Source organism: Leifsonia sp. 71-9 (genome assembly GCF_001898805.1).
Lineage (GTDB): Bacteria > Actinomycetota > Actinomycetes > Actinomycetales > Microbacteriaceae > Leifsonia.
Map to the genome: position 1 here is coordinate 60,273 of NZ_MKVJ01000006.1, position 21,390 is coordinate 81,662.

Here is a 21,390-nt window from a genome sequence, read left to right on the forward strand (position 1 = left end):
GCCGGAATTGCTGGGGAGGTGAGGGCGACTGGGGAGGTGAGACGACGCCCGGCAGCTCAGTCTTCGGGGGGTGAGCCTTTCAGGGAGATGCTGATCTCGTCGGCGTCGAGGTTGGTGAGGGCGGAGGCGAGCACGTCGGCGTCGAAGGTGCCGTCGTCGCGGGCGTCGAGCAGGGCGGTGCGCTGGGCGTGGAGGCGGTCGAGCGCGAACTTCTTCATGACCTCCATGTTCTCCGGGGTGCGCTCGCGCGACTCGGGCAGCGGGATGTGCTTCGCCGCGTCGTGGAGCATCGACATCACCCGCTGGCGCTCCTCGTTCTGCGCCGCTCGGTCCACCTGGGCCGGCTTCACCAGCTTGAGCAGCCAGCCGATGGTGCCGCCCTGGATGAGCAGCGAGCCGGCCGCCACGAGGAACGCGATGAGGATGAGGACGGGACGGGACGGGGTGCCCTCGACGGGGAGCGTCTGGGCGGCCGCGACGGTGACCGCCCCGCGCATCCCGGCCCAGACCACGATGGTGCCCTCGCGCCAACCGAGGGGCGCGCCGGCGAAGTAGTCGATGTCGGCGAGCGTGCGGCGCAGGCGGGTCGTGAAGCGCCCGACGTCCTTCTCGGAGGGCACGCGCCCGCTGCCGGGGCCGCCGGTGCGCACGAGCGCCTTCGGGTCGTTGTCGGCGTCCGCGATCCGTTGCTGCATGGTCTCGATGCGCGGCCGGAGCTTCTCGCTGCGCCGCGCCCGGCTGCCGAGCGAGCGCAGGAGCGGCGCGACGTACGCGGCGCGCACGAGGATGGTCAGCAGCAGCGCTCCGGCGGCCACGAGCGCGGCGGGGAGGACGCCCTCGTGCACCTTCTCGACCTTCTGCACGATGCCGAACAGCTGCAGGCCCATCGTGAGGAAGACCATGCCCTCCAGGACGAGCTCCACGGTGCGCCAGTTCTGGGCGTCCGAGAGGCGGTGCTGGGGCGAGAGCACGCGGGGCGCGCGGCTCCCGGTGACGAGCCCGGCGACCACGGCGGCGACGAGACCGGAGGCGCCGAGCGCCTCGGCGGGCAGGGAGGCGATGAAGGGCACGGTGAACGAGATGACCGTGTTGACGGTCGCGTCGGTCACCCGCGCCCGCACGATCAGGTTGACCCGGCCGACCACCCAGCCGAAGACCACCGCGATCACGACCGAGTAGGTGAAGGTCCAGATGACCGTCCCGATGGCGAAGGAGGCGGCGGCCGCAGCGATCGCGGCCCGCAGCAGCACGAGCGCGGTCGCGTCGTTCAGGAGGCTCTCGCCCTCCAGGATCGCGACCACGCGCGGGGAGACGCCGCTCTTCTTGACGATGGAGGTCGCGACCGCGTCCGTCGGGCTGACGATGGCGCCGAGCGCGATGCCCCAGGCGAGGTCGAGGCCCGGGATCGCCCAGGAGAAGAAGAACCCGAGAATCACCGAGCTGAGCACGACGAGCAGCACCGAGAGGCCGCCGATCGCCGTGAACTCGCGGCGGAAGTTCATCGACGGCATGGACACCGACGCGGAGTACAGGAGGGGCGGCAGGATGCCGGCGAGGATCCACTGCGGCTCGATGTCGACGGCCGGCACGAACGGCAGGAGGCTGACGAGGATCCCGGCGATGACCAGGATCAGCGGCGATGCGACACCGAACTTCGGGCCGATGGTGGTCGCGGCCGCGATGGCCAGGACGGCGAGGACGCCGACGACGAGTCCGATCTCCATGCCCCGGACCCTACCTCAGAGGACGATGTGCATGGCGCGCGCGGCGTCCGAGATCGAGCCGGAGAGCGAGGGGTAGACGGTGAAGGCGCGGGCGACCTGGTCGACCGTCAGACGGTGCTCCACGGCGAGCGCGAGCGGGAAGATCAGCTCGGACGCGCGGGGGGCGACGATGACACCGCCGATGACGGTGCCGGAGCCCGTGCGGGCGAACAGCTTCACGAAGCCGTCCCGCAGGCCGAGCATCTTCGCGCGCGGGTTGGACTTGAGCGGCAGTTTGTAGATGTCGCCCTGGGCGATGCCGTCCTCGATCTGCTTCTGGTTCCAGCCGACCGTGGCGATCTCGGGCTGGGTGAAGATGTTCGAGGTCACGTTGCGCAGCTCGATCGGGTTGACCGCGTCGCCCATCGCGTGGAACACCGCCGTGCGCCCCTGCATCGAGGCGACGGAGGCGAGCGGCAGCAGGTCGGAGCAGTCGCCCGCCGCGTAGATGTTGGGGATGGAGGTGCGCGCGACGCGGTTGACGCGGATGTGGCCGGACGGCGTCTGCTGGATGCCGGCCTCCTCCAGCCCGATGCCCGCGGTGTTCGGGATGGAGCCGACGGCCATGAGGCAGTGGCTGCCCTCGACGGTGCGGCCGTCCGCCAGGGTCGCGACGACGCCGTTCTCGGTGCGCACCACGGATTCGGCGCGGGACTTCGAGAGCACCTGCATGCCGTTGCGCTTGAAGACGTTCTCGATGACGCGGGCCGCGTCGGCATCCTCCCCCGGGAGCACCTGGTCCCGGGACGAGATGAGCGTGACCTTCGAGCCGAGCGCGGTGTAGGCGGAGGCGAACTCGGCGCCGGTCACTCCCGACCCGACCACGATGAGGTGCTCCGGCACCGAGTCGAGATCGTAGAGCTGCGTCCAGGTGAGGATGCGCTCCCCGTCCGGGACGGCGGTGGGGAGCACGCGCGGGCGCGCGCCGACCGCGATGACGATCGTGTCGGCCTCCACCCGGTCGAAGTCGGTGCCTGAGCCGCCGCGGGCGGTCGAGACGATGATCGCGCCGTCGCCGTCGAGCCGGCCCTCGCCGTTCACGATGTGCACGCCGGCGCGGACGAGCTCGGCGCGCATGTCCTCCGACTGCTGGCGGGCGAGGCCCATCAGCCGTTTGTTGACCGCGGCGAGGTTGACCGCGATGTCGGGGCGCACCGGCTTGCCGTGGGCGCCGCGCGAGAAGAACTGCACACCCAGGTCCGCGGCCTCGCCGATGGCGTTGGTGGCCTCGGCCGTCGCGATGAGGCTCTTCGAGGGGACGACGTCGGTGATGACGGCGGAGCCGCCGACGCCCGACCGCTCGACCAGGGTCACGTCGGCTCCGAGCTGAGCGCCCGCGATCGCCGCCTCGTATCCGCCCGGTCCGCCGCCGAGCACGGCGATGCGCTGCTTGCGCTCGAATTCAAAGGCCATGCACACCATTCTTCCGCATGCGCACGCGCCGATGCGCATCCCGCCGCTCCTGGACGGCCCGGGCGTGCTCAGTAGAGTTGGCTCATGCTCGAAACGAACACGAATCCCCTCGACGACCCCCAGGCCGACCCGTTCGCGGTCGCCCGCCAGGCGGCGGAGCAGCTGGCCGAGAAGACCGGCGTCGAGAAGCACGACATCGCACTCACACTCGGCTCCGGCTGGGGCAAGGCGGCGGACCTCATCGGCGAGACCACCGCGACGATCCCCGCGACCGAGATCGTGGGCTTCGGCAAGCCCGCGCTCGCCGGCCACGTCGGCACGCTCCGCTCGGTGCTGCTGCCGAGCGGCAAGCGCGCCCTGGTCATCGGCGCCCGCACCCACTACTACGAGGGCCACGGCGTGCGCCGGGTCGTGCACAGCGTGCGCACCGCGGCCGCGACCGGCGCGACCACGATGATCCTCACCAACGGCGCGGGAGGCATCAAGGAGCACTGGAAGCCCGGGACGCCCGTGCTGATCAGCGACCACATCAACCTCACCGCGGACTCCCCGCTGGAGGGGGCGACCTTCATCGACCTGACCGACCTGTACTCGAGCAGCCTCCGCGAGCTCGCGAAGTCGATCGACGGCTCGCTCGACGAGGGCGTGTACACGCAGTTCCGCGGCCCGCACTACGAGACGCCGGCCGAGGTGCAGATGGCGAAGACGATCGGCGGCCACATCGTCGGCATGTCGACCGCCCTGGAGGCCATCGCCGCCCGTCAGGCCGGGATGGAGATCCTGGGCATGTCGCTCATCACCAACCTGGCCGCCGGCATCCAGAAGACCCCGCTGAGCCACGCCGAGGTCATCGAGGCGGGCCAGGAGGCCGAGCCGGTGATCAGCGCGCTCCTCGCCCGGATCGTGGCGGCACTGTGAGCGCCGCGCTCGACACCGACGCGCTGCTCGCCGCGGCGCGCGCCTGGCAGGAGCAGGACCCGGACCCGGAGACCCGCGCCGAACTGGAGGCGCTGGTCGCCGCGGCCGCCGAGGGCGACGCGGACGCCGTGGCCGACCTCCATTCGCGCTTCGACACCCGCCTCGCCTTCGGCACCGCCGGGCTGCGCGGCGAGATCGCGGCCGGCCCCAACCGGATGAACCGCGTGCTGGTCTCGCAGGCCGCCGCCGGGTTCGCGCGGTGGCTGCTGGAGCACACGCCCGTCGGCACGCCGTCCGTCGTCATCGGCTACGACGGCCGCAAGAACTCCGACGTCTTCGCGCGCGACACGGCGGAGCTGATGGCGGGCGCCGGCGTGCGCGCCGTGCTGCTCCCCCGCCTGCTGCCGACCCCCGTCCTCGCGTTCGCGGTGCGCCACCTCGACGTGAGCGCGGGCGTGATGGTCACCGCCAGCCACAACCCGCCCAACGACAACGGGTACAAGGTCTATCTCGGCGGTGTGGACCACGGGTCGCAGATCGTCTCGCCGACGGACGCCGAGATCGCCGCGCAGATCCTCGATGTTGCCTCGGGGAGCGTGCTCGACCTCCCGCGCTCGGAGCAGTACGAGATCGCGTCCGACGACGTCGAGCGCGCGTACATCGAGGCCACCGCGACGGTCGCGACGACCGATGCGCCGCGCGATGCCGTCTCGTACGCCTACACCGCCATGCACGGCGTGGGCTGGCGCACGGCCCGCGAGGTGTTCGCGGCCGCCGGGTTCGCCGAGCCGGAGGTCGTGGCCGCGCAGATCGATCCCGACCCGGCTTTCCCCACGGTCTCGTTCCCGAACCCGGAGGAGCCGGGCGCGATGGATCTCGCGTTCGAGACGGCCAGGGCCGCCGGCGTCGACCTCGTGATCGCCAATGATCCCGACGCGGACCGCCTCGCGGTCGCCATCCCGGACGCCGCGTCGGAGCAGGGATACCGCCGGCTCAGCGGCAACGAGGTGGGGGGCCTGCTCGGCTGGCGTGCCGCCGAGCTCGCCGAGGCGTCCGCCGGGGACGGTGCGCCCGACGGCGTCCTCGCCTGCTCGATCGTCTCCTCCCCCGCTCTGGCCGCGGTCGCGACCGCGTACCACCTCGACTTCGCCGACACCCTCACCGGGTTCAAGTGGGTCTCGCGCGCGCCCGGGCTGATCTTCGGGTTCGAGGAGGCTCTGGGCTACCTCGTGAACCCGGGGACCGTGCGCGACAAGGACGGCATCTCCGCCGCGACGGCCCTGCTCGACCTGGCGGCGACGCTCGCCGCCCAGGGGCAGACGATCGCCGACCGGCTGGACGCGTTCGCCGAGAAGTTCGGCTATTTCGCCAGCGAACAGATCTCGATCCGGGTGACCGTCCTCTCCCGTATCGGCGAGATCATGGCCGCCCTGCGCGCGACGCCGCCGAGCCGGCTCGGCGACGTGCGCGTGGAGCAGATCGACGACCTGCGTGACGGCTTCGAGGGGCTCCCCCCGAGCGATGTGCTGCGCATCCTGCTCGCCGACGGTTCGCGCGTGATGGTCCGCCCCAGCGGGACCGAGCCCAAGCTGAAGATCTACATCGACGCGTCGAGCGACGAGGGCACGGTCGACGAGCGCCGCAGCACGGCGACCGCGCGCGTCGCAGCGCTCGGTGAGGCGATGCGCGCTCTCACGGCGTAGGGACGGAACGCGACCGGACGGTGGCGCGGGCGGCGTAGCTGAGCAGGAACGCCGCCAGCGCCACCACGGTCACCACGGCGCCCGCGAACGGCACCGCCACCGCGCCTCCCGCGCCCAGCGCGAGGGATCCGAGCGGAGGCGCGATCGCGATCCCGACGTACATCGCGGTCGAGTACCAGGAGAGCGCGAGCGCCGAGGTCTCGGGATCCACGTGCACGAGCCGGTGCTGGACCGGGATGGCGATCGCGAAGGCGGCGATGCCCCAGAGCGCGAAGACGACCAGGGAGGCGGCGAACGACGCCTCGACGAACGGCAGGATCGTGAGCGCGACCACCTGGCCGACGAGGGCGATGGCGGCGACCGTGCGGCTCCCGAAGCGATCGGTCAGCGGGCCCGCGACGATGTTGCCGATCACGCCCGCCGCGCCGTAGGCCAGCAGCAGCACGGCCAGCAGCGGTCCGGAGCCGCCGGTGGAGGGGCGCGTCACCGCCGCCGAGAAGATGTAGACGATGTTGAACCCGGCGATCATGAACACCGTGGTCGCGAGCAGTGCGAGCACGCGCAGATCGGCCAGGGTCACGAGCCGCCGCCGCAGCGTCGCCGGCGGAGCCAGCGGCACCCGCCGCACGAGCAGCGGGATGAGAGCGGCCAGCACGGCGCCGAGCGCCACCACGCACCAGAGGGCGAACCGCCAGCCCGCGACGCCGCCGAGCGCGGTACCGAGCGGCGAGCCGACCGCGGTCGCGAGCGTGAAGCCCGCTCCGACCAGGGCGAGGGCGCGCCCGCGCTTCTCCGGGGAGGACAGGGCTGCCGCGGCCGCGGTGGCCGTCGGGACGAGGGCGGCGCCGCCGATGCCCGAGAACGTACGGCCGGCGATGAACCAGCCGAGGTCGGGTGCGAGGGCGGCGACCGCCGTGCCGACGGCGAACAGGGCCAGACCGACGCCCATCAGCGTCGAGCGCGGGACGCGTGGGAGCAGGATGGAGACGGCCGGTGCCGCGACCGCGACGACGAGCGAGTAGGTCGTGATCGAGACGCTGACGGCCGAGGGCGTGGTGCCGAGCGTGCTCGCGATCTGCGGCAGCAGGCCCGCGATGACGAACGCGTTCGTCCCCACGACGAAGAGCCCGAGCGCGAGGACCACGAGAGCCGGGGTGGTCCTGCGGTACGATTGTTCGATGGTCGTCATACGGTCAGCGTAGGGCGATAGTTCGATGATTGTCAAACAATTGGACGCCGCATGACCGAATACCCCTCTCCGCCGATGGCCGAGGTCGAGCTGGTGGACCTGCTCCGCGCCGTCGCCGACCCGGTCCGGCTGCAGATGGTGCGCGTCCTCGCCGACGGCGAACCCCATCCCAAGGCCCTCACCGAGTGGGGATGCGACGTGCAGAAGTCGACGATGGCGCACCACTTCAAGACCCTGCGCGAGGCGGGCCTCACGAACACGATCGTGAGCGGTCGCACGCACGACATCCAGCTGCGCCGCGCGGAACTCGACGCCCGGTTCCCTGGCCTGATCGAGGCGCTGCTGACGGACTAGCCGGCAGCGCGCCGGGCCGACCGCCTGCTAGCCGAGCGCCTCGTCGAGCTTGCGCTCCAGCTCGTCGAGGTCGAAGTAGTTCTCGACGACGATGACGTCGGCGTTCGTGCGGCCGATGCGCTCGACGAGCTCCGGAGACGACAGGATGACCTGGGCGTCCGCCGCGGCGGCCGACAGGCTGCCGACGTCGGTCGCGGTCACGTCGGCGTCGATGCCCAGCCGGTCCAGCACCCGTTCCGCGTTGACCTTGAGGATGCCGGAGGTGCCGAGCCCGACGCCGCAGATCGCGACGATCTTCATCGGGCGTTCTCCTCCGAGGTCGCCAGCACGCGCTGCACGTCCGCGACGTCGTGCGCCGCCGCCAGCGCCGGGATCGACTCGGGGTCGTTGAAGACGTTCGCCAGCTCCGCGACGCTCGTCACGTGCGCCTCCGGAGTCGACACGGCCAGACCGAGCACCACGGAGACCGGGTCGTTGTGCGGGTGGCCGAACACGACCGGCTCGTCGAGGGTGACCACGGCGAGCCCGTCGTGGTTCACGTCCGGGCCCGGGCGCGCGTGCGCGAGGGCCAGACCGGGAGCGATCACGATGTACGCGCCGAACTCCTCGATCACCTGGATCATGCGGTCGCCGTAGCCCTGCTCGGTCGCTCCCGAACGGGTCAGCGCCTCGCCCGCGAGCCGCACCGCATCACGCCAGTCGGTGGCGTGCGCCCCGACGGTGACGGCGGATTCGGGCAACGGTGGCAGCGGCATGGTCCCAGCGTAGCCGTCGCCGTGTCAGGAACCCTCGAAACCTGCTGTGATGATGTCCGCGAGCTCCTCACGTTCCTCCAGCGGGAGGAACGCGCCGGCGGCCGCGTTGAGCTGGAAGATCTCCAGGTCGGTGCGGTCGTACGCGAAGGCGTCCGCCAGGATGCTGAGCTCGCGCGTCAGCGTCGTGCCGCTCATCAGGCGGTTGTCGGTGTTCACCGTGACGCGGAAGCCGAGCTGGTACAGCAGGTCGAACGGGTGGTCGAGGATGTCGGTGCCCCACGCGGCGATCGCGCCGGTCTGCAGGTTCGAGGTCGGGCTGGTCTCCAGCGCGATCTCGCGGTCCTTGACCCACTGCGACAGCGTGCCGAGCGTCACGTACGTGTTCTCGTCGTCCTGGCGCTCGATGGAGATGTCCTCCGCGATGCGCACGCCGTGGCCGAGGCGCAGCGCACGGCCGTCGAGGAGGGCGCTGCGGATGCTGTCGAGGCCGTCCGCCTCCCCCGCGTGCACGGTCGCCGGGAAGAAGTTCTCGGCGAGGTAGTCGAACGCGGCGCGCTGGTTCGCCGGCGGGAAGCCGGCCTCGGGGCCGGCGATGTCGAAGCCGACCACGCCGTTGTCGCGGTGCCGGACCGCCAGCTGAGCGATCTCGAGCCCGCGGTCGAGGTGGCGCATGGCGCTGACCAGCTGGCCGACGCGGATGCGCTTGCCCGTGGCGCGCACATCCTGGATGCCGGCCTCGATGCCCTCCTGCACCGCCTCGACGGTCTCGTCCAGGCTGAGGCCGCGGTTGACGTGCTGCTCGGGCGCCCAGCGGATCTCGCCGTACACGACGCCGTCGGCGCCGAGGTCCTGCACGAACTCGCGGGCGACGCGCGTGAGGCCCTCGCGGGTCTGCATCACGGCGGTCGTGAGGTCGAACGTCTTGAGGTACTCGACGAGCGAGCCGGAGTTCGACTTCTCGCCGAACCAGCGGGCCAGCTCGACCGGATCGGTGGTCGGCAGCTCGAGGCCGACGGCGTCGCCCAGCTCGATCACCGTCGAGGGGCGGAGGCCGCCGTCGAGGTGGTCGTGCAGCGACACCTTCGGCAGTGCGCGGATGTCGGTCCCGTCGGCGAGTGCGTACCCGGCGTTCTGTTCGCTCATGTCCTTCAATCTATCGGTTCGTCGGGGCCGTTCAGGAGATGCGGTCGGCGATGAGCGGACCGCGGGTGAACGGCGTGCCGACCGGTGCCAGGCGGTACGCGCCCTCGACGGCCTCGAGTGCGCGCTCGAACCGCGCGGGCTCGTCGGCCGAGAGCGTGAACAGCGGGTCGCCCTTGCGGACCGTGTCGCCGGGCTTCGCGTGCAGGTCGATCCCCGCGGCGTGCTGCACCGGGTCCTGCTTGCGCGCGCGTCCGGCGCCGAGGCGCCAGGCGGCGATGCCGAACGGGAGCGCCTCCTGCTCGACCAGGACGCCGTCGGACTCGGCGACGACGGTGTGCGTCTCCTTCGCGACCGGGAGCGCGGCGTCCGGGTCGCCGCCCTGGGCGCGGATGACCTCGCGCCACTTGTCCATGGCGCGGCCGTCCTTCAGGGCCGCCTCCACGTCCTCGTCCGGGCGCCCGGCGAGGGCGAGCATCTCGCGGGCCAGCGCCACGGTCAGCTCCACGATGTCGGCGGGGCCGCCGCCGGCCAGCACCTCCACGGACTCCCTGACCTCGTTCGCGTTTCCGATGGCGAGGCCGAGCGGCACGTTCATGTCGGTGAGGAGGGCGGAGGTCGCGACGCCGGCGTCCGTGCCGAGCTCGACCATCGTGCGGGCGAGCTCGCGCGACTTCTCGATGTCCTTCAGGAACGCGCCGGAGCCGAACTTCACGTCGAGCACCAGCGCACTGGTCCCCTCCGCGATCTTCTTCGACATGATCGAGGAGGCGATCAGCGGGATGGCCTCGACCGTCCCGGTGATGTCGCGCAGCGCGTACAGCTTGCCGTCGGCCGGAGCGAGCCCGGAGCCGGCGGCGCAGATGACGCCGCCCTCGTTCTGCAGCTGGGCGAACATCTCCTCGTTGTTGAGGTTCGCGCGCCAGCCCGGGATGCTCTCGAGCTTGTCGAGCGTGCCGCCGGTGTGGCCGAGGCCGCGACCCGAGAGCTGCGGGACGGCGACGCCGAACGTCGCGACGAGCGGCATGAGCGGGAGGGTGATCTTGTCGCCGACGCCGCCGGTCGAGTGCTTGTCCGTGGTCGGCTTGCCGAGCCCCGAGAAGTCCATGCGCTCGCCCGAGGCGATCATCGCCATCGTGAGGTCCTTGATCTCGCGGCGCGTCATCCCGTTGAGGAAGATCGCCATGATCATCGCGGACATCTGCTCGTCGCCGACATAGCCACGGGTGTAGGCGTCGACCAGCCAGTCGATCTCGGCGGTGCCGAGCTCTCCGCGGTCGCGCTTGGTCCTGATCAGGTCGACGGCGTCGAACGCCTCGACCGCTCCTGCAGTCTGGGTCACGGGATCTGTTCCTCGTCGTTGTTGCGGTACTCGTCGAGCTGGCGCGGCCCGAACGCGTCGGGCAGCACCTCGTCGATCGTGCGGATGCCGGAGACGGTCTGCAGCAGCATCCCCTCGGCGGAGTGCTCGTAGAGCAGCTGGCGGCAGCGCCCGCACGGCATGAGGATGTCGCCACCGCCGTTCACGCAGGTGAAGGCGACGAGGCGGCCGCCGCCGGTCATCGCGAGCGAGGACACCAGCCCGCACTCGGCGCAGAGCGTCACGCCGTAGCTGGCGTTCTCCACGTTGCAGCCGCTGACGATGCGCCCGTCGTCCACCAGCGCCGCCGCTCCCACGGGGAACTGCGAGTAGGGGACGTAGGCGTGCGACATGGCCTCGGTCGCGGAAGCGCGCAGCGCCTCCCAGTCGATCTGCGGGGCGGTCATGACTTGATGTAGGGCTTGCCCGATGCCGCCGGGCCGCGCGACATCCCGACCAGGCCGGCGACCGCGAAGATCGTCACCAGGTACGGCAGCATGCGGAGGAACTCGCTCGGGATCGGGGCGTGCAGCAGTCCGAGGAGGCTCTGGAGCGCGTTGGCGAAACCGAACAGCAGCGCGGCGAGCGTGGCCCGGATCGGGTCCCAGCGGCCGAAGATGACGGCGGCGAGGGCGATGTAGCCGAGACCGCTCGTCATGTCCTTCACGAAGCCGCCGACGCCGCCGATGGTGAAGTAGGCACCGCCGAATCCGGCGATGGCGCCGGCGATCAGCACCGTCCAGAAGCGGGTCGAGTTCACGTTGATGCCGACGGTGTCCGCCGCCTTCGGGTGCTCACCGACCGCGCGCACCCGGAGGCCCCAGCGCGTGTGGAAGAGGGTGACGTAGACGGCCGCCACGGCGACGTACATCACGTAGACGATGAGCGTCTGGTCGAACAGCACCGGACCGATCACCGGGATCTGGCTCAGCACCGGGATCGGCAGGGCGGGGAGCGTCGGCGGGAGGTTGAACGCGGCGGTGTTGTTGGCCATCACCGCCGTGTAGAAGAACCCGGTGACGCCCGAGACGAGCACGTTGAGCACGATGCCGACGATGACCTGGTCGACCAGGTACTTGATCGAGAACGCCGCCAGGACGAACGACACGATCATGCCGGCGACGGCGGCGCCGATCAGGCCCACGACCACCGAGTGCGTGATGGTCGCGAGCATCGCCGAGGTGAAGGCGCCGCCGAGCAGCTGGCCCTCGATGGCGACGTTGACCACGCCGACGCGCTCCGAGAGCACGCCGCCCATCGCTCCGTAGATGATCGGGACGCTCAGCCCGAGCGCACCGGCGAGCAGGCCGGCGACCGGCACCGTTCCGTCTCCGACGGACCACGTGACGAAGCCGATCAGGAGCGCCAGCGCGAAGATCGCGCTCAGCCACTGCGGCACGCGCCGGCCGCGCGCCACCAGGAGGTAGGCGACGACCGTGATCGCGACGGCGATGATCGTCATGACGATCCCCGTCGCGACGGCCGGGACGGGCAGCCCGGGGATGGTGAAGAAGTCGTTCTTCGAGCTGAACGTGTACGTCGTCGTCCCCGATCGCGGGAACACGAGGAACAGCACGATGGCGAGGACGCTGAACACCGAGAACACGACCGGCAGCCGCCAGTGTCGGACCAGGATGCTCGCGGGCTCTGCAGCGGCGACGGGGGACGCCGGAGCCGGGGTGGTGACGGTCATCGGACGACCGCTCCCTTCGTTCTGGTGCGCTTGACGGGGCGACGGGTCGCGCCGGGAGCGGGAAGACGGAAGATCGCACGGACCAACGGTGGTGCGGCGATGAAGAGCACGGTGACGGACTGGATGATCGCGATCACCTCGACGGGGACGTTGTCCGCCGCCTGCATCGCGAATCCACCGGCCTGGAAGGCGCCGATCAGGATTCCGGCGACCAGCACGCCGAACGGCCGCGAACGGCCGAGGAGCGCCACGGTGATGGCCGAGAAGCCGATGCCCGCGTCGATGTCGCTGCCGAAGCCGGACGTGATCTGACCGAGCACCTGGGTGGCGCCGGCGAGGCCGACGAGCGCTCCGGAGATGACCATGGCCCAGATGTAGACCGCGCGCACCGAGATGCCGGCGACGCGTGCCGCGTTCGGGTTCTCACCCACGGCACGGAACCGGAATCCGAGGCTGGAGCGCTCCAGCAGCCACCACACGATGACGGTCGCGACGACCACGAGGATGATGCCGATGTCGAGCGAGTACCCGTTCCCGAACAGCTTGGGGAACACCGCGCTCGGATCGGTCGGCGGCGTCCTGGGGTCGTTCGCGCCCGGGGCGCGGAGCCACGTCGTCGTCAGGAGGTAGTTGAGCAGGTTCAGCGCGATGTAGTTGAGCATGATCGTGACGATCACCTCGTGCGCACCGGTGAACGCCTTCAGCACGCCCGCGATCGCCGCCCAGATGGCACCGCCCACGAGACCGGCGATGACGGCGATGAGCAGGTGCAGTCCCGGCGGGAGGTCCAGCTTGAAACCGACCAGGCCGGCGAAGAGCGCCGCGATCAGCATCTGCCCCTGGCCGCCGATGTTGAACAGACCGACGCGGAAGCTCAGCGCGACGCCGAGACCGGCGGCGATCAGCGGGGTCGCGAAGGTCAGCGTCGTGGAGAGCGACTGGATGCCGGTGGCGAAGTCGGGTGAGTTGAAGTTGTAGATCGCGCCCTGGAAGAGAGCGGAGTACGCACCTCCGACCGCGTTCGCGATGGCCGCGAAGGTGTCACCGGGACGGGCGAGGAAGTAGCCGAGCGCCTCCTGCACCTGGGCGTTCGTCGCGGCGATGAACACGCCGCCGACGATGAGCGCCACGATGATGGAGCACACGGAGAGCAGCACGCTCCCCGACGCGATCTCCCGCAGCGCACGCCGCGAGCGGGACTCGGGCGCCGGCGCCTCGGCGTCGGCGCGCTGCTCCTCCGGGATCTGGTCGAGAGCCGGCTCGGCGGCGCCGGGCTCGCCGGTCACCGCGTCGACGTCGGCGGAAGGGATCTGGTCGCTCATGCGGAAACTCCTCGGGCCTCGGTCAGCTGAGCTTCCGGCGGAAGCTCGCCGGTCATCATCAGGCCGAGCACATCGCGCGGCGTCGTCGCGGGGACGATGCCCACGATCCCTCCGCGGTACATCACAGCAATACGGTCGCCGAGCGCGACGATCTCGTCGAGCTCCGTCGACACCACGATCACGGGCACGCCGGCGTCACGCGCGGCGATGATCTGCTCGTGGACGAACTCGATCGAGCCGACGTCCAGTCCGCGGGTGGGCTGCGCGGCCACGAACAGCCGCAGCTCGCGGCTCAGCTCGCGCGCCAGCACCACCTTCTGCTGGTTGCCGCCGGAGAGCCGACCCACGTGGGTGCCGATGCCCTGGGCGCGCACGTCGAACTCGCGGACCTTCTCCTCGGCGAAGCGGTCGCGGAAGCCGAGCTGGAGGCCCGCCCCCTTGACGAACGGCGCGCCGTTCGAGCGGTCGAGCATCAGGTTCTCGGCGATGGAGAACTCCGCGACCAGACCATCGACGTTGCGGTCCTCCGGCACGAAGCCGACGCCCGCGTCGAGCACCTTGCGCACCGAGAGCCCGAGGATCTCGCGCCCGTCCAGCTCGACGGAGCCGGTCGCGCGCTTCTGCAGTCCGAGGAGCGCCTCGGTGAGCTCGGTCTGGCCGTTGCCCTGCACACCCGCGATGGCCAGCACCTCGCCGCCGTCGACGTCGAAGTCGAGCGCGTCGACGAGCACGGCGCCGGTCGGGTCGGTGACGGTGAGGCCGCGGACCTTCAGGCCGTTCCCGGTCAGGGTCGGCGTGCTCTTGTGGACGCTCAGCTCCACGCTGCGGCCGACCATGAGGGAGGCGAGCTCGGCGTTCGAGGCCTGGGGGTCGGCCTGGCCGACGACCTTGCCGAGCCGCATCACCGTGATCCGGTCCGCGACTTCGCGCACCTCGCGGAGCTTGTGGGTGATGAAGACGATGCCGGTGCCGGAGGCGGCGAGCTGCTTCATGATGATCATGAGCTCGTCGGTCTCCTGCGGGGTCAGGACGGCGGTGGGCTCGTCGAAGACGATCACCTCGGCGTCCTGGGAGAGCGCCTTGATGATCTCCACGCGCTGCTGCACACCGACGGGGAGGTCTTCGACGCGGGCGTCGGGGTCGACTTCGAAGCCGAAGCGGGCGGAGATCTCGCGCACCTTCGCGCGGGCGGCGCCCAGGTCGAGACGGCCGCCGAACTTCGTCTGCTCGTGGCCGAGCATCACGTTCTCGGCGACGGTGAAGACGGGGATGAGCATGAAGTGCTGGTGCACCATGCCGATCCGGGCCTTCATGGCGTCGCCGGGGCCGGAGAAGTGCTGGACGACGTCGTCGAGCAGGATCTCTCCCTCGTCGGCCTGGTAGAGGCCGTAGAGGACGTTCATGAGGGTGGACTTGCCTGCGCCGTTCTCGCCGAGCAGGCAGTGGATCTCGCCGGGTTCGACGGTGAGATCGATGTGGTCGTTAGCGACCAGGGCACCGAACCGTTTGGTGATGCCGCGGAGTTCGAGTTTCATTGGGGCCTAATGAGGTCGAGCGGAGGCCGCTCTCGAGCTGATCGGGGGGAGGGGAGGCCGGCCTGCGCCGGCCTCCCCGAAGCGTCGTCGCTTATTCGGTGAAGGCCGACGGCGAGGTGACCTTGATCGAGCCGTCGATGATGCCGGCCTTGATCTTGTCGAGCTCGCCCTGGAGGCCCTTGTCGACCTTCGACGCGAAGTCGTGGAAGGGGGCCACGCCGACGCCGTCGTTCTTCAGGTTGCCGACGTACTGGGTGTTGTCGAACTTGCCGCCCGACGCCGCCTGCTCGACGATCGTCGAGACGGTCGGCTTGATGTTCTTCATGATCGAGGTCAGGAACATGCTGTTGTAGCCGTTCTGGTCGGTCAGGAAGACGTCGGCGTCGTTACCGATCAGGGCGACGTCCTTGCCGCCGTCCTTGATCGCCGAGGCGGCGCCCTGGTAGATCGGGCCGCCGATCGGGGCGAGCACGTCGGCGTTCTGGTCGAGCATCGTCTGCGCGATCGTCTTCGAGGTGTTCAGGTCGACGAACGAGTTGACGAACTGGCCATCCTGCGAGGCGACGTCCCAGCCGATGACCTTCTTGTCGGTCCCCTTCTGGTCGTTGTAGTACTTCACGCCGTCGGCGATGCCGTCCATGAAGATGGTGACCGAGGGGAGCTTCTGGCCGCCGTAGGTGCCGATCGTGCCGGTCTTCGAGTAGCTCGCCGACGCGTAGCCGGCGAGGAAGCCGGCCTCGTCGGTGTTGAAGACGACGGGCTTGACGTTGTCGGCCTTGATGCTGTTGTCGTCGACCATGACGAAGTTGACCTTCGGGTTCGCGGCCGCCGCCTCCTTGACGGGCGCGACGAGGTTGAAGCCGGACGCGACGATGATGTTGCAGCCCTGCTGGATCAGGCTCTTGATGTTCGGCAGGTAGTCGTTGGCGCTCTTCGACTGCACCTGCTTGTAGCTGCTGCCGATCTTCTTGGCCGCTTCCTGCACGCCCTCGAGGCCGAGCTGGTTGAACGAGCGGTCGTTGAAGCCGCCCTGGTCCGAGACGATGCAGGGCAGGTACTTCGAGCCGGCTCCAGCGGAGCTGGTGGAGCTGGGCGCCGAGCCGCACGCTGCGAGCAGCGCGACGACGCCGGCAGCGAGTAGACCGGTGAGCGCGGTCTTACGAGCTGTGATTGTCACTGTGAATGTCCTCCGGGATGAGTGCCGATAGCACGGCCGTTAATGAGATCACGTTACCTAATGTGACGGACTCCTCTGTCCGCACTCTTGGCTTCTTCATGCAAGCGTTACAAATGCACGCCTGTTTGACACCTGCTCATTTGAGCAGGCGTCAAGCGCTTGAGGTCGTCGTGGGCATTCGGCCGGGAGAACGAAGCGCCCGCCGACGGCCGGAGCCGACGACGGGCGCTAGGAGCGGAGGGCCTCCCCTACATCCACCCGCGCTTCTTGAACAGCACGTACAGCAGCGTGCTCAGCCCCAGCATCGCGACGATCGCGAGGGGGTAGCCGAACTGCCAGGTCAGCTCGGGCATGTGGGTGAAGTTCATGCCGTAGACGCCGGCGATCAGCGACGGGGCGAACAGGATGGCCGCCCAGGAGGAGATCTTCTTGACCTGCTCGCCCTGCTCGTGCGTGGAGAGCGCGAGGCGGGTCATCTCCTCGTTCTGGCGTTCCGAGACGAGGGTCGAGTTCACCGTCAGGATGTCGCGCAGCAGGTAGCGGAAGCCGTCGACGCGCTCGTTGACCTGGGTGAGGTGGTCGGCGACGTCGCGGAGGCGGCGTTCGAGCTCCTGGGTGACGCCGTACTTGGCTGTGCCGCGTTCGAGCGCGATCATCACCGCGGAGAGCGGATGGGTGGCGCGCTGGAAGTCGATGACCTCGCGGGACAGCTCGTAGATGCGTCGGGAGACGAGGGCGTCGCCGCCGAACACCTGGGTCTCGATCTCGTCGATGTCGTTCGCGAGACCGGCGACGACCGGGCTGTACGCGTCCACGACGGCGTCGATGATCGCGTAGAGGACGGCCTGCGGGCCCAGCGAGAGCAGCTCGGGCTCGGCCTCCATGCGGTGGCGCACGGTGGAGAGGTCGGGCGACTCGCTGTGGCGGACCGTGATCACGAAGTTCGGGCCGACGAAGAGGTGCAGCTCGCCGAAGTCGACCTCCTCCGGCACGTCGAGGTAGTTCGCCGCCTTGAGCACGACGAAGAGCACGGTGTCGTACCGCTCCAGCTTGGGCCGCTGGTGGGCGACGATCGCGTCCTCGATGGCCAGCGGGTGGAGGTTGAACTCCTCCGCGAGCGACATCAGTTCGCGCTCGCTCGGCCGGTAGAGGCCGATCCAGGCGACGCCGTCGGGGGTGTTGTCGAGCGCGCGATAGGTCTCGGCCAGCGTGGTCGGCGACGCGACGCGGATGCCGCCGCGGTACACCGCACTGTCCACCATGCTCGAGCGGGACGGAGCCGATCCGGGCGCCGGCTCCGGGGCGACGATCGAACTGGGAGGATCGACCCTCCGCGACCGGGAAACGAAGGGCATGGGAATGCCGCGTCGGTTGATGTTCGCCATCGTTCACCTCCAGGGAGCGTGCGGAAGGGTGGAGGGCCGCGAGCGGCCACCTAACTGTACGCGCGCTGCCTGCCGACCGGCTGGACGCCGCTCCCCTCGACGTCTGCGCATGCGCTCAGGATCACGCGCCCGTAGTGCCCGATGAGCTCGGTGCAGAGGACGTCCCATCCGCGGCCGAGGACGGCCCGCCTACCCGCTTCGCCCATCCGGAGGCGGAGGCCGGTGTCGCTCACGATCATCGCGACCGCGGCCCGCAGCGCGCGTTCGTCGGCGGGCGGGTAGAGCAGGCCGTCGACGCCGTGCTCGACGAGGTCGACCGGGCCGCCCGCGCGCGGGGCGACGACCGGGAGTCCGGAGGCGTGCGCCTCCTGGATGGTCTGGCCGAAGGTCTCCTCGGAGCCGGTGTGGACGAAGAGGTCGAAGGCCGCGTAGGCGGCCGCGAGGTCCTCGCCGCCGAGCCGCCCGAGCCAGGTGACGGGCACCCCGCGCAACTCGCGCGCGACAGCCTCCCGTGCCGGGCCGTCCCCCACGATGGCGACGGAGAGGCCGGGCAGCCCGCGCAGGGCGCGCAGCCGCTCCACCTGCTTCTCCGGGGCGATGCGCCCGACGTACCCGACGACGACCTCGCCGTCGGGCGACAGCCGCTCGCGGAGCGCGACCGCCGCCTTCGTCCGGCGCTTGTTGGGGTGGTACCGCTCGAGATCGACGCCGCGGCCCCAGCGGCCGATCCGCGAGACGCCGGCGTCGCGGAGGTCGTACTCCGAGGCGGCGGAGGGCGCGAGCGTGAGGTCGGCGCCCTCGTGCACCCAGCGCACGTACTTCCAGGCGATGGCCGAGGTCAGCCCGAGGCCGTTGCGGCGCGCGAAGCCCGCCACGTCGGTCTGGTAGATGGCGACGGAGGGCACTCCGAGTCGATTCGCCGCGGCGATGGCCTGCGCGCCCAGGAAGAAGGGAGAGGCCGCATGAAGCACGTCCGGCCCGAAGCGGGCGAGGATTCGCTGCACCTGCGGGCTCGGCAGGCCGACCGGGAACTGCCGGTAGGCGATCGACGGCACCTGGTGGATGCGGAACCCGGCGTACTCCGCCGGCGCCCCCGCGTCCGGGCAGATCACGATCGCCTCGTGGCCGGCCTCCGCGAGATGGTCGAGCACGCGCAGCACGCTGTTCGTGACCCCGTTGACCGTGGGGAGGAAGCTCTCGCTGACCACCGCAACCCGCATGGCCCCCACGCTAGGCAGCCGGGGTTGCCCCTCCCTTGACCCGCCGTGAACGGTGGATGTCCAGCACCGATCGGTATCCTGTCCAGCATGAGCCGCAGCACCCCGCTCGACCACTTCTACAGCGTGATCCCCGCCGGTGGCGTCGGATCCCGGCTGTGGCCGTTGTCGCGCGCAGACGCGCCCAAGTTCCTGCACGACCTGACCGGATCGGGGCAGACGCTGCTGCGCGACACCTGGGACCGGTTGACGCCGCTCTCCGGCGACCAGCGGATCATGGTCGTCACCGGCCGGGCGCACCGCGCCGCAGTCGAGGCCCAACTCCCCGACCTCGCCGACCCGAACGTCGTGCTCGAGAGCGAGGGGCGCGACTCCACCGCCGCGATCGGGCTGGCCGCCGCCATCCTCGAGCGCCGCGAGCCGGGCGTCATCATCGGCTCGTTCGCCGCCGACCACGTCATCCGCGACCAGGCCCGGTTCCGCCATGCCGTGCGGGAGGCCGTCCACTCGGCCGCAGCCGGCTACATCACCACCATCGGCATCCAGCCGACGGAGCCCGCGGTGGGCTTCGGCTACATCCACACCGCGGGCGAGTCCGCGGAGATCGCGGGTGCGCCGACAGCCCGCCTGGTCGACGCCTTCGTCGAGAAGCCCGACCTCGCCACGGCCGAGGCGTACGTCGCCGACGGCTCGTATCTCTGGAACGCGGGGATGTTCATCTCCCGCGCCGACCTCCTGCTCGAGGAGATCGGCCGCAACAAGCCCGACCTCCTCGCCGGGCTGCTCGAGCTCGCGGACGCCTGGGATGACCCGGCTACGCGCGGGCCGGCCGTCGACCGCATCTGGCCGCGCCTCGAGAAGATCGCGATCGACTACACGGTCGCCGAGCCCGCCGCGGCGGCCGGGCGGCTCGCCGTCGTCCCCGGCTACTTCGACTGGGACGACGTCGGCGACTTCGCCTCGCTCGCCAAGCTCAACTCGGGCGGTCGCAAATCGGACCTCGCGATCCTCGGCGAGAACGCCCGGGTGCTCTCCGACTCGTCCAGCGGCATCGTCGTGAGCCAGAGCAACCGGGTCATCAGCCTGATCGGCGTCAAGGACATCGTCGTCGTGGACACCCCGGACGCGCTCCTGGTGACGACGAGCGAGAACGCGCAGCGCGTGAAGGCCGTGGTCGACGCACTCAAGGTCACCGGCTCGACCGACGTCCTCTAGACGCGGAGCGGCAGAGCCTCAGTCGACGACCGAGGGCCCGCTCTGCACGTCAGCGGCGATCCGGGAGATCTCCGCATCGTCGAGCTGGATGCCCGCGTCATCGAGCCGCTGACGCAGCACCTTCTCGCTGTCCTCGCGGGGCAGCCGCTGCATGTCCGCGCGCATCTGTTCGACGATGCCGGCGACCTTCGCACCGGTTCCGGCCTCGTTGCTTCCGTTCATGACGGGTTCGTCCTGGGTCATGCGTCGGACGCTACGCCGACGGCGCTCCGGCGCAAGGGGAGGCGGGCATCCCCCATCGGGCTCACAGGCCCGTGCCTCCGTACCGAGATGTCTCGACGTCGAGATAACTGAGGTCACCCTAAGCAGCGCGCGGAACACCCGCGGCATAGACTGGGCAACGCGCTCAGCGCGCCTCATGTAGCGACATGCAACCAGGGAGGGTTGTTCGTGCCAGACCAAGCGGCAGGGACTCTGCAGCCGACGAAGAACCGGCCGGGCGGCACGCTGTACCGCGGCCGCGAAGGTATGTGGTCGTGGGTGCTTCACCGCATCACCGGCGTCGCCATCTTCTTCTTCCTACTCGTGCACATCCTCGACACCTCGCTCATCCGGGTCAGCCCGGAGGCGTACAACGCGGTGATCGGGACGTACAAGAACCCCATCATGGGGCTCGGCGAGATCGCCCTCGTGGCGGCCATCGTCTTCCACGCCTTCAACGGCATCCGCATCATCCTGATCGACTTCTGGAGCAAGGGCGTCAAGTACCAGCGCGCCATGTTCTGGACGGTCATCGCCCTCTGGGTGATCCTGATGGCCGGATTCATCCCCGTGCAGCTGGTGCACATCTTCGCGGAGGGGCACTGACATGACGACCATCGAAGCGCCCCGCTCCCCCGCCCGCCCGGCGCGCAAGGGCGTCAACTGGGAGAAGTGGGGCTGGATCTACATGCGGCTCTCCGGCCTCGTGCTGATCGTCCTGATCTTCGGCCACCTCCTGGTGAACATCGTGCTCGGCGACGGCGTCAAGCAGATCGACTTCGCCTTCGTCGCCGGCAAGTACGCGACCCCGTTCTGGCAGATCTGGGACCTCCTCATGCTCTGGCTCGCCATGATCCACGGCGGCAACGGCATGCGCACCCTGGTCAACGACTACGCGCACAACAAGACGGTGAACCGCATCCTCCGCTGGGCGATCCTCGCCGCGGTGGTCGTGATGGTCGTGCTCGGCACCCTCGTGATCTTCACCTT

At 70.2% G+C, this 21,390-nt stretch carries 21 protein-coding genes; 6 read left to right on the forward strand and 15 right to left on the reverse strand.

The features are described 5' to 3' along the window. Window positions 1–56: 56 nt before the first annotated feature. Window positions 57–1,724, reverse strand: a complete 1,668-nt coding sequence (locus BGO91_RS04450; RefSeq protein WP_290471667.1) for a cation:proton antiporter — start codon at window positions 1,722–1,724, stop codon at window positions 57–59. Between the two features lie 15 nt (window positions 1,725–1,739). Continuing rightward, window positions 1,740–3,176, reverse strand: coding sequence for an NAD(P)H-quinone dehydrogenase (locus BGO91_RS04455; protein WP_290471668.1), 1,437 nt, complete (start codon window positions 3,174–3,176; stop codon window positions 1,740–1,742). Window positions 3,177–3,260: 84 nt separating this feature from the next. On the opposite strand from BGO91_RS04455, the gene BGO91_RS04460 reads away from it, so the two are divergent. Then, window positions 3,261–4,094 (forward strand): purine-nucleoside phosphorylase, encoded by an 834-nt coding sequence (locus tag BGO91_RS04460; protein ID WP_290471669.1) that lies wholly within the window; start codon window positions 3,261–3,263, stop codon window positions 4,092–4,094. After that, window positions 4,091–5,797, forward strand: a complete 1,707-nt coding sequence (locus tag BGO91_RS04465) for a phospho-sugar mutase (protein WP_290471670.1) — start codon at window positions 4,091–4,093, stop codon at window positions 5,795–5,797. The genes BGO91_RS04460 and BGO91_RS04465 overlap by 4 nt, the downstream gene beginning before the upstream one ends. Here BGO91_RS04465 and BGO91_RS04470 read toward each other — a convergent pair. After that, the gene (locus tag BGO91_RS04470; RefSeq protein ID WP_290471671.1) at window positions 5,787–6,986 is read right to left on the reverse strand and encodes an MFS transporter; all 1,200 of its coding nucleotides are present in this window, start codon (window positions 6,984–6,986) and stop codon (window positions 5,787–5,789) included. The two genes, BGO91_RS04465 and BGO91_RS04470, sit on opposite strands and share 11 nt — an antisense overlap. A 51-nt stretch (window positions 6,987–7,037) precedes the next feature. Here BGO91_RS04470 and BGO91_RS04475 point away from each other — a divergent pair, with 51 nt between their 5' ends. Further along, complete coding sequence (locus BGO91_RS04475) at window positions 7,038–7,340, forward strand: helix-turn-helix transcriptional regulator (protein ID WP_290471672.1); 303 nt, start codon at window positions 7,038–7,040, stop codon at window positions 7,338–7,340. Window positions 7,341–7,367: 27 nt separating this feature from the next. Here the strand turns inward: BGO91_RS04475 and BGO91_RS04480 are convergent, their stop codons facing one another. The 11 genes from BGO91_RS04480 to BGO91_RS04530 form a co-directional block, all read right to left on the reverse strand. Next, window positions 7,368–7,640: a PTS sugar transporter subunit IIB gene (locus tag BGO91_RS04480; protein WP_290471673.1), complete on the reverse strand. Its 273-nt coding sequence runs from the start codon at window positions 7,638–7,640 to the stop codon at window positions 7,368–7,370. Then, a complete protein-coding gene (locus BGO91_RS04485; RefSeq protein WP_290471674.1) occupies window positions 7,637–8,095 on the reverse strand; it encodes a PTS sugar transporter subunit IIA in 459 nt (152 codons plus the stop codon). Before BGO91_RS04485 ends, BGO91_RS04480 begins: the two co-directional genes overlap by 4 nt. 24 nt (window positions 8,096–8,119) lie before the next feature. Next, window positions 8,120–9,238: an adenosine deaminase gene (locus tag BGO91_RS04490; protein WP_290471675.1), complete on the reverse strand. Its 1,119-nt coding sequence runs from the start codon at window positions 9,236–9,238 to the stop codon at window positions 8,120–8,122. 31 nt (window positions 9,239–9,269) lie between these two features. After that, complete coding sequence (locus tag BGO91_RS04495; protein ID WP_290471676.1) at window positions 9,270–10,577, reverse strand: thymidine phosphorylase; 1,308 nt, start codon at window positions 10,575–10,577, stop codon at window positions 9,270–9,272. After that, window positions 10,574–11,002, reverse strand: a complete 429-nt coding sequence (locus BGO91_RS04500; protein WP_290471677.1) for a cytidine deaminase — start codon at window positions 11,000–11,002, stop codon at window positions 10,574–10,576. The genes BGO91_RS04495 and BGO91_RS04500 overlap by 4 nt, the downstream gene beginning before the upstream one ends. Then, on the reverse strand, window positions 10,999–12,288 hold the full coding sequence (locus BGO91_RS04505; protein ID WP_290471678.1) for an ABC transporter permease: 1,290 nt from the start codon (window positions 12,286–12,288) through the stop codon (window positions 10,999–11,001). The genes BGO91_RS04500 and BGO91_RS04505 overlap by 4 nt, the downstream gene beginning before the upstream one ends. Beyond that, entirely contained in the window at window positions 12,285–13,610 is a 1,326-nt protein-coding gene (locus BGO91_RS04510; protein WP_290471679.1) for an ABC transporter permease, read from the reverse strand. Before BGO91_RS04510 ends, BGO91_RS04505 begins: the two co-directional genes overlap by 4 nt. After that, entirely contained in the window at window positions 13,607–15,145 is a 1,539-nt protein-coding gene (locus BGO91_RS04515) for an ABC transporter ATP-binding protein (protein ID WP_290471680.1), read from the reverse strand. The genes BGO91_RS04510 and BGO91_RS04515 overlap by 4 nt, the downstream gene beginning before the upstream one ends. A gap of 91 nt (window positions 15,146–15,236) precedes the next feature. After that, window positions 15,237–16,322 carry a BMP family ABC transporter substrate-binding protein gene (locus BGO91_RS04520; RefSeq protein WP_290471681.1) on the reverse strand — a complete coding sequence of 362 codons (1,086 nt, stop codon included), beginning with the start codon at window positions 16,320–16,322 and terminating at the stop codon, window positions 15,237–15,239. A gap of 248 nt (window positions 16,323–16,570) precedes the next feature. Beyond that, window positions 16,571–17,707 carry a magnesium and cobalt transport protein CorA gene (locus BGO91_RS04525; protein WP_290471682.1) on the reverse strand — a complete coding sequence of 379 codons (1,137 nt, stop codon included), beginning with the start codon at window positions 17,705–17,707 and terminating at the stop codon, window positions 16,571–16,573. 50 nt (window positions 17,708–17,757) lie between these two features. Next, complete coding sequence (locus BGO91_RS04530) at window positions 17,758–18,927, reverse strand: glycosyltransferase family 1 protein (RefSeq protein ID WP_290471683.1); 1,170 nt, start codon at window positions 18,925–18,927, stop codon at window positions 17,758–17,760. A gap of 87 nt (window positions 18,928–19,014) precedes the next feature. Here BGO91_RS04530 and BGO91_RS04535 point away from each other — a divergent pair, with 87 nt between their 5' ends. Then, complete coding sequence (locus BGO91_RS04535; RefSeq protein WP_290471684.1) at window positions 19,015–20,139, forward strand: mannose-1-phosphate guanylyltransferase; 1,125 nt, start codon at window positions 19,015–19,017, stop codon at window positions 20,137–20,139. An 18-nt stretch (window positions 20,140–20,157) separates the two neighbouring features. Here the strand turns inward: BGO91_RS04535 and BGO91_RS04540 are convergent, their stop codons facing one another. Further along, entirely contained in the window at window positions 20,158–20,382 is a 225-nt protein-coding gene (locus tag BGO91_RS04540; protein WP_290471685.1) for a hypothetical protein, read from the reverse strand. Window positions 20,383–20,589: 207 nt separating this feature from the next. Between BGO91_RS04540 and sdhC the strand changes: the two genes are divergently transcribed. Both sdhC and BGO91_RS04550 read left to right on the forward strand, forming a co-directional pair. Continuing rightward, the gene (gene sdhC, locus BGO91_RS04545; protein WP_290471686.1) at window positions 20,590–21,006 is read left to right on the forward strand and encodes a succinate dehydrogenase, cytochrome b556 subunit; all 417 of its coding nucleotides are present in this window, start codon (window positions 20,590–20,592) and stop codon (window positions 21,004–21,006) included. Window position 21,007: 1 nt separating this feature from the next. Next, a partial coding sequence (locus tag BGO91_RS04550) for a succinate dehydrogenase hydrophobic membrane anchor subunit (RefSeq protein WP_290471687.1) occupies window positions 21,008–21,390 on the forward strand: 383 nt, incomplete at its 3' end.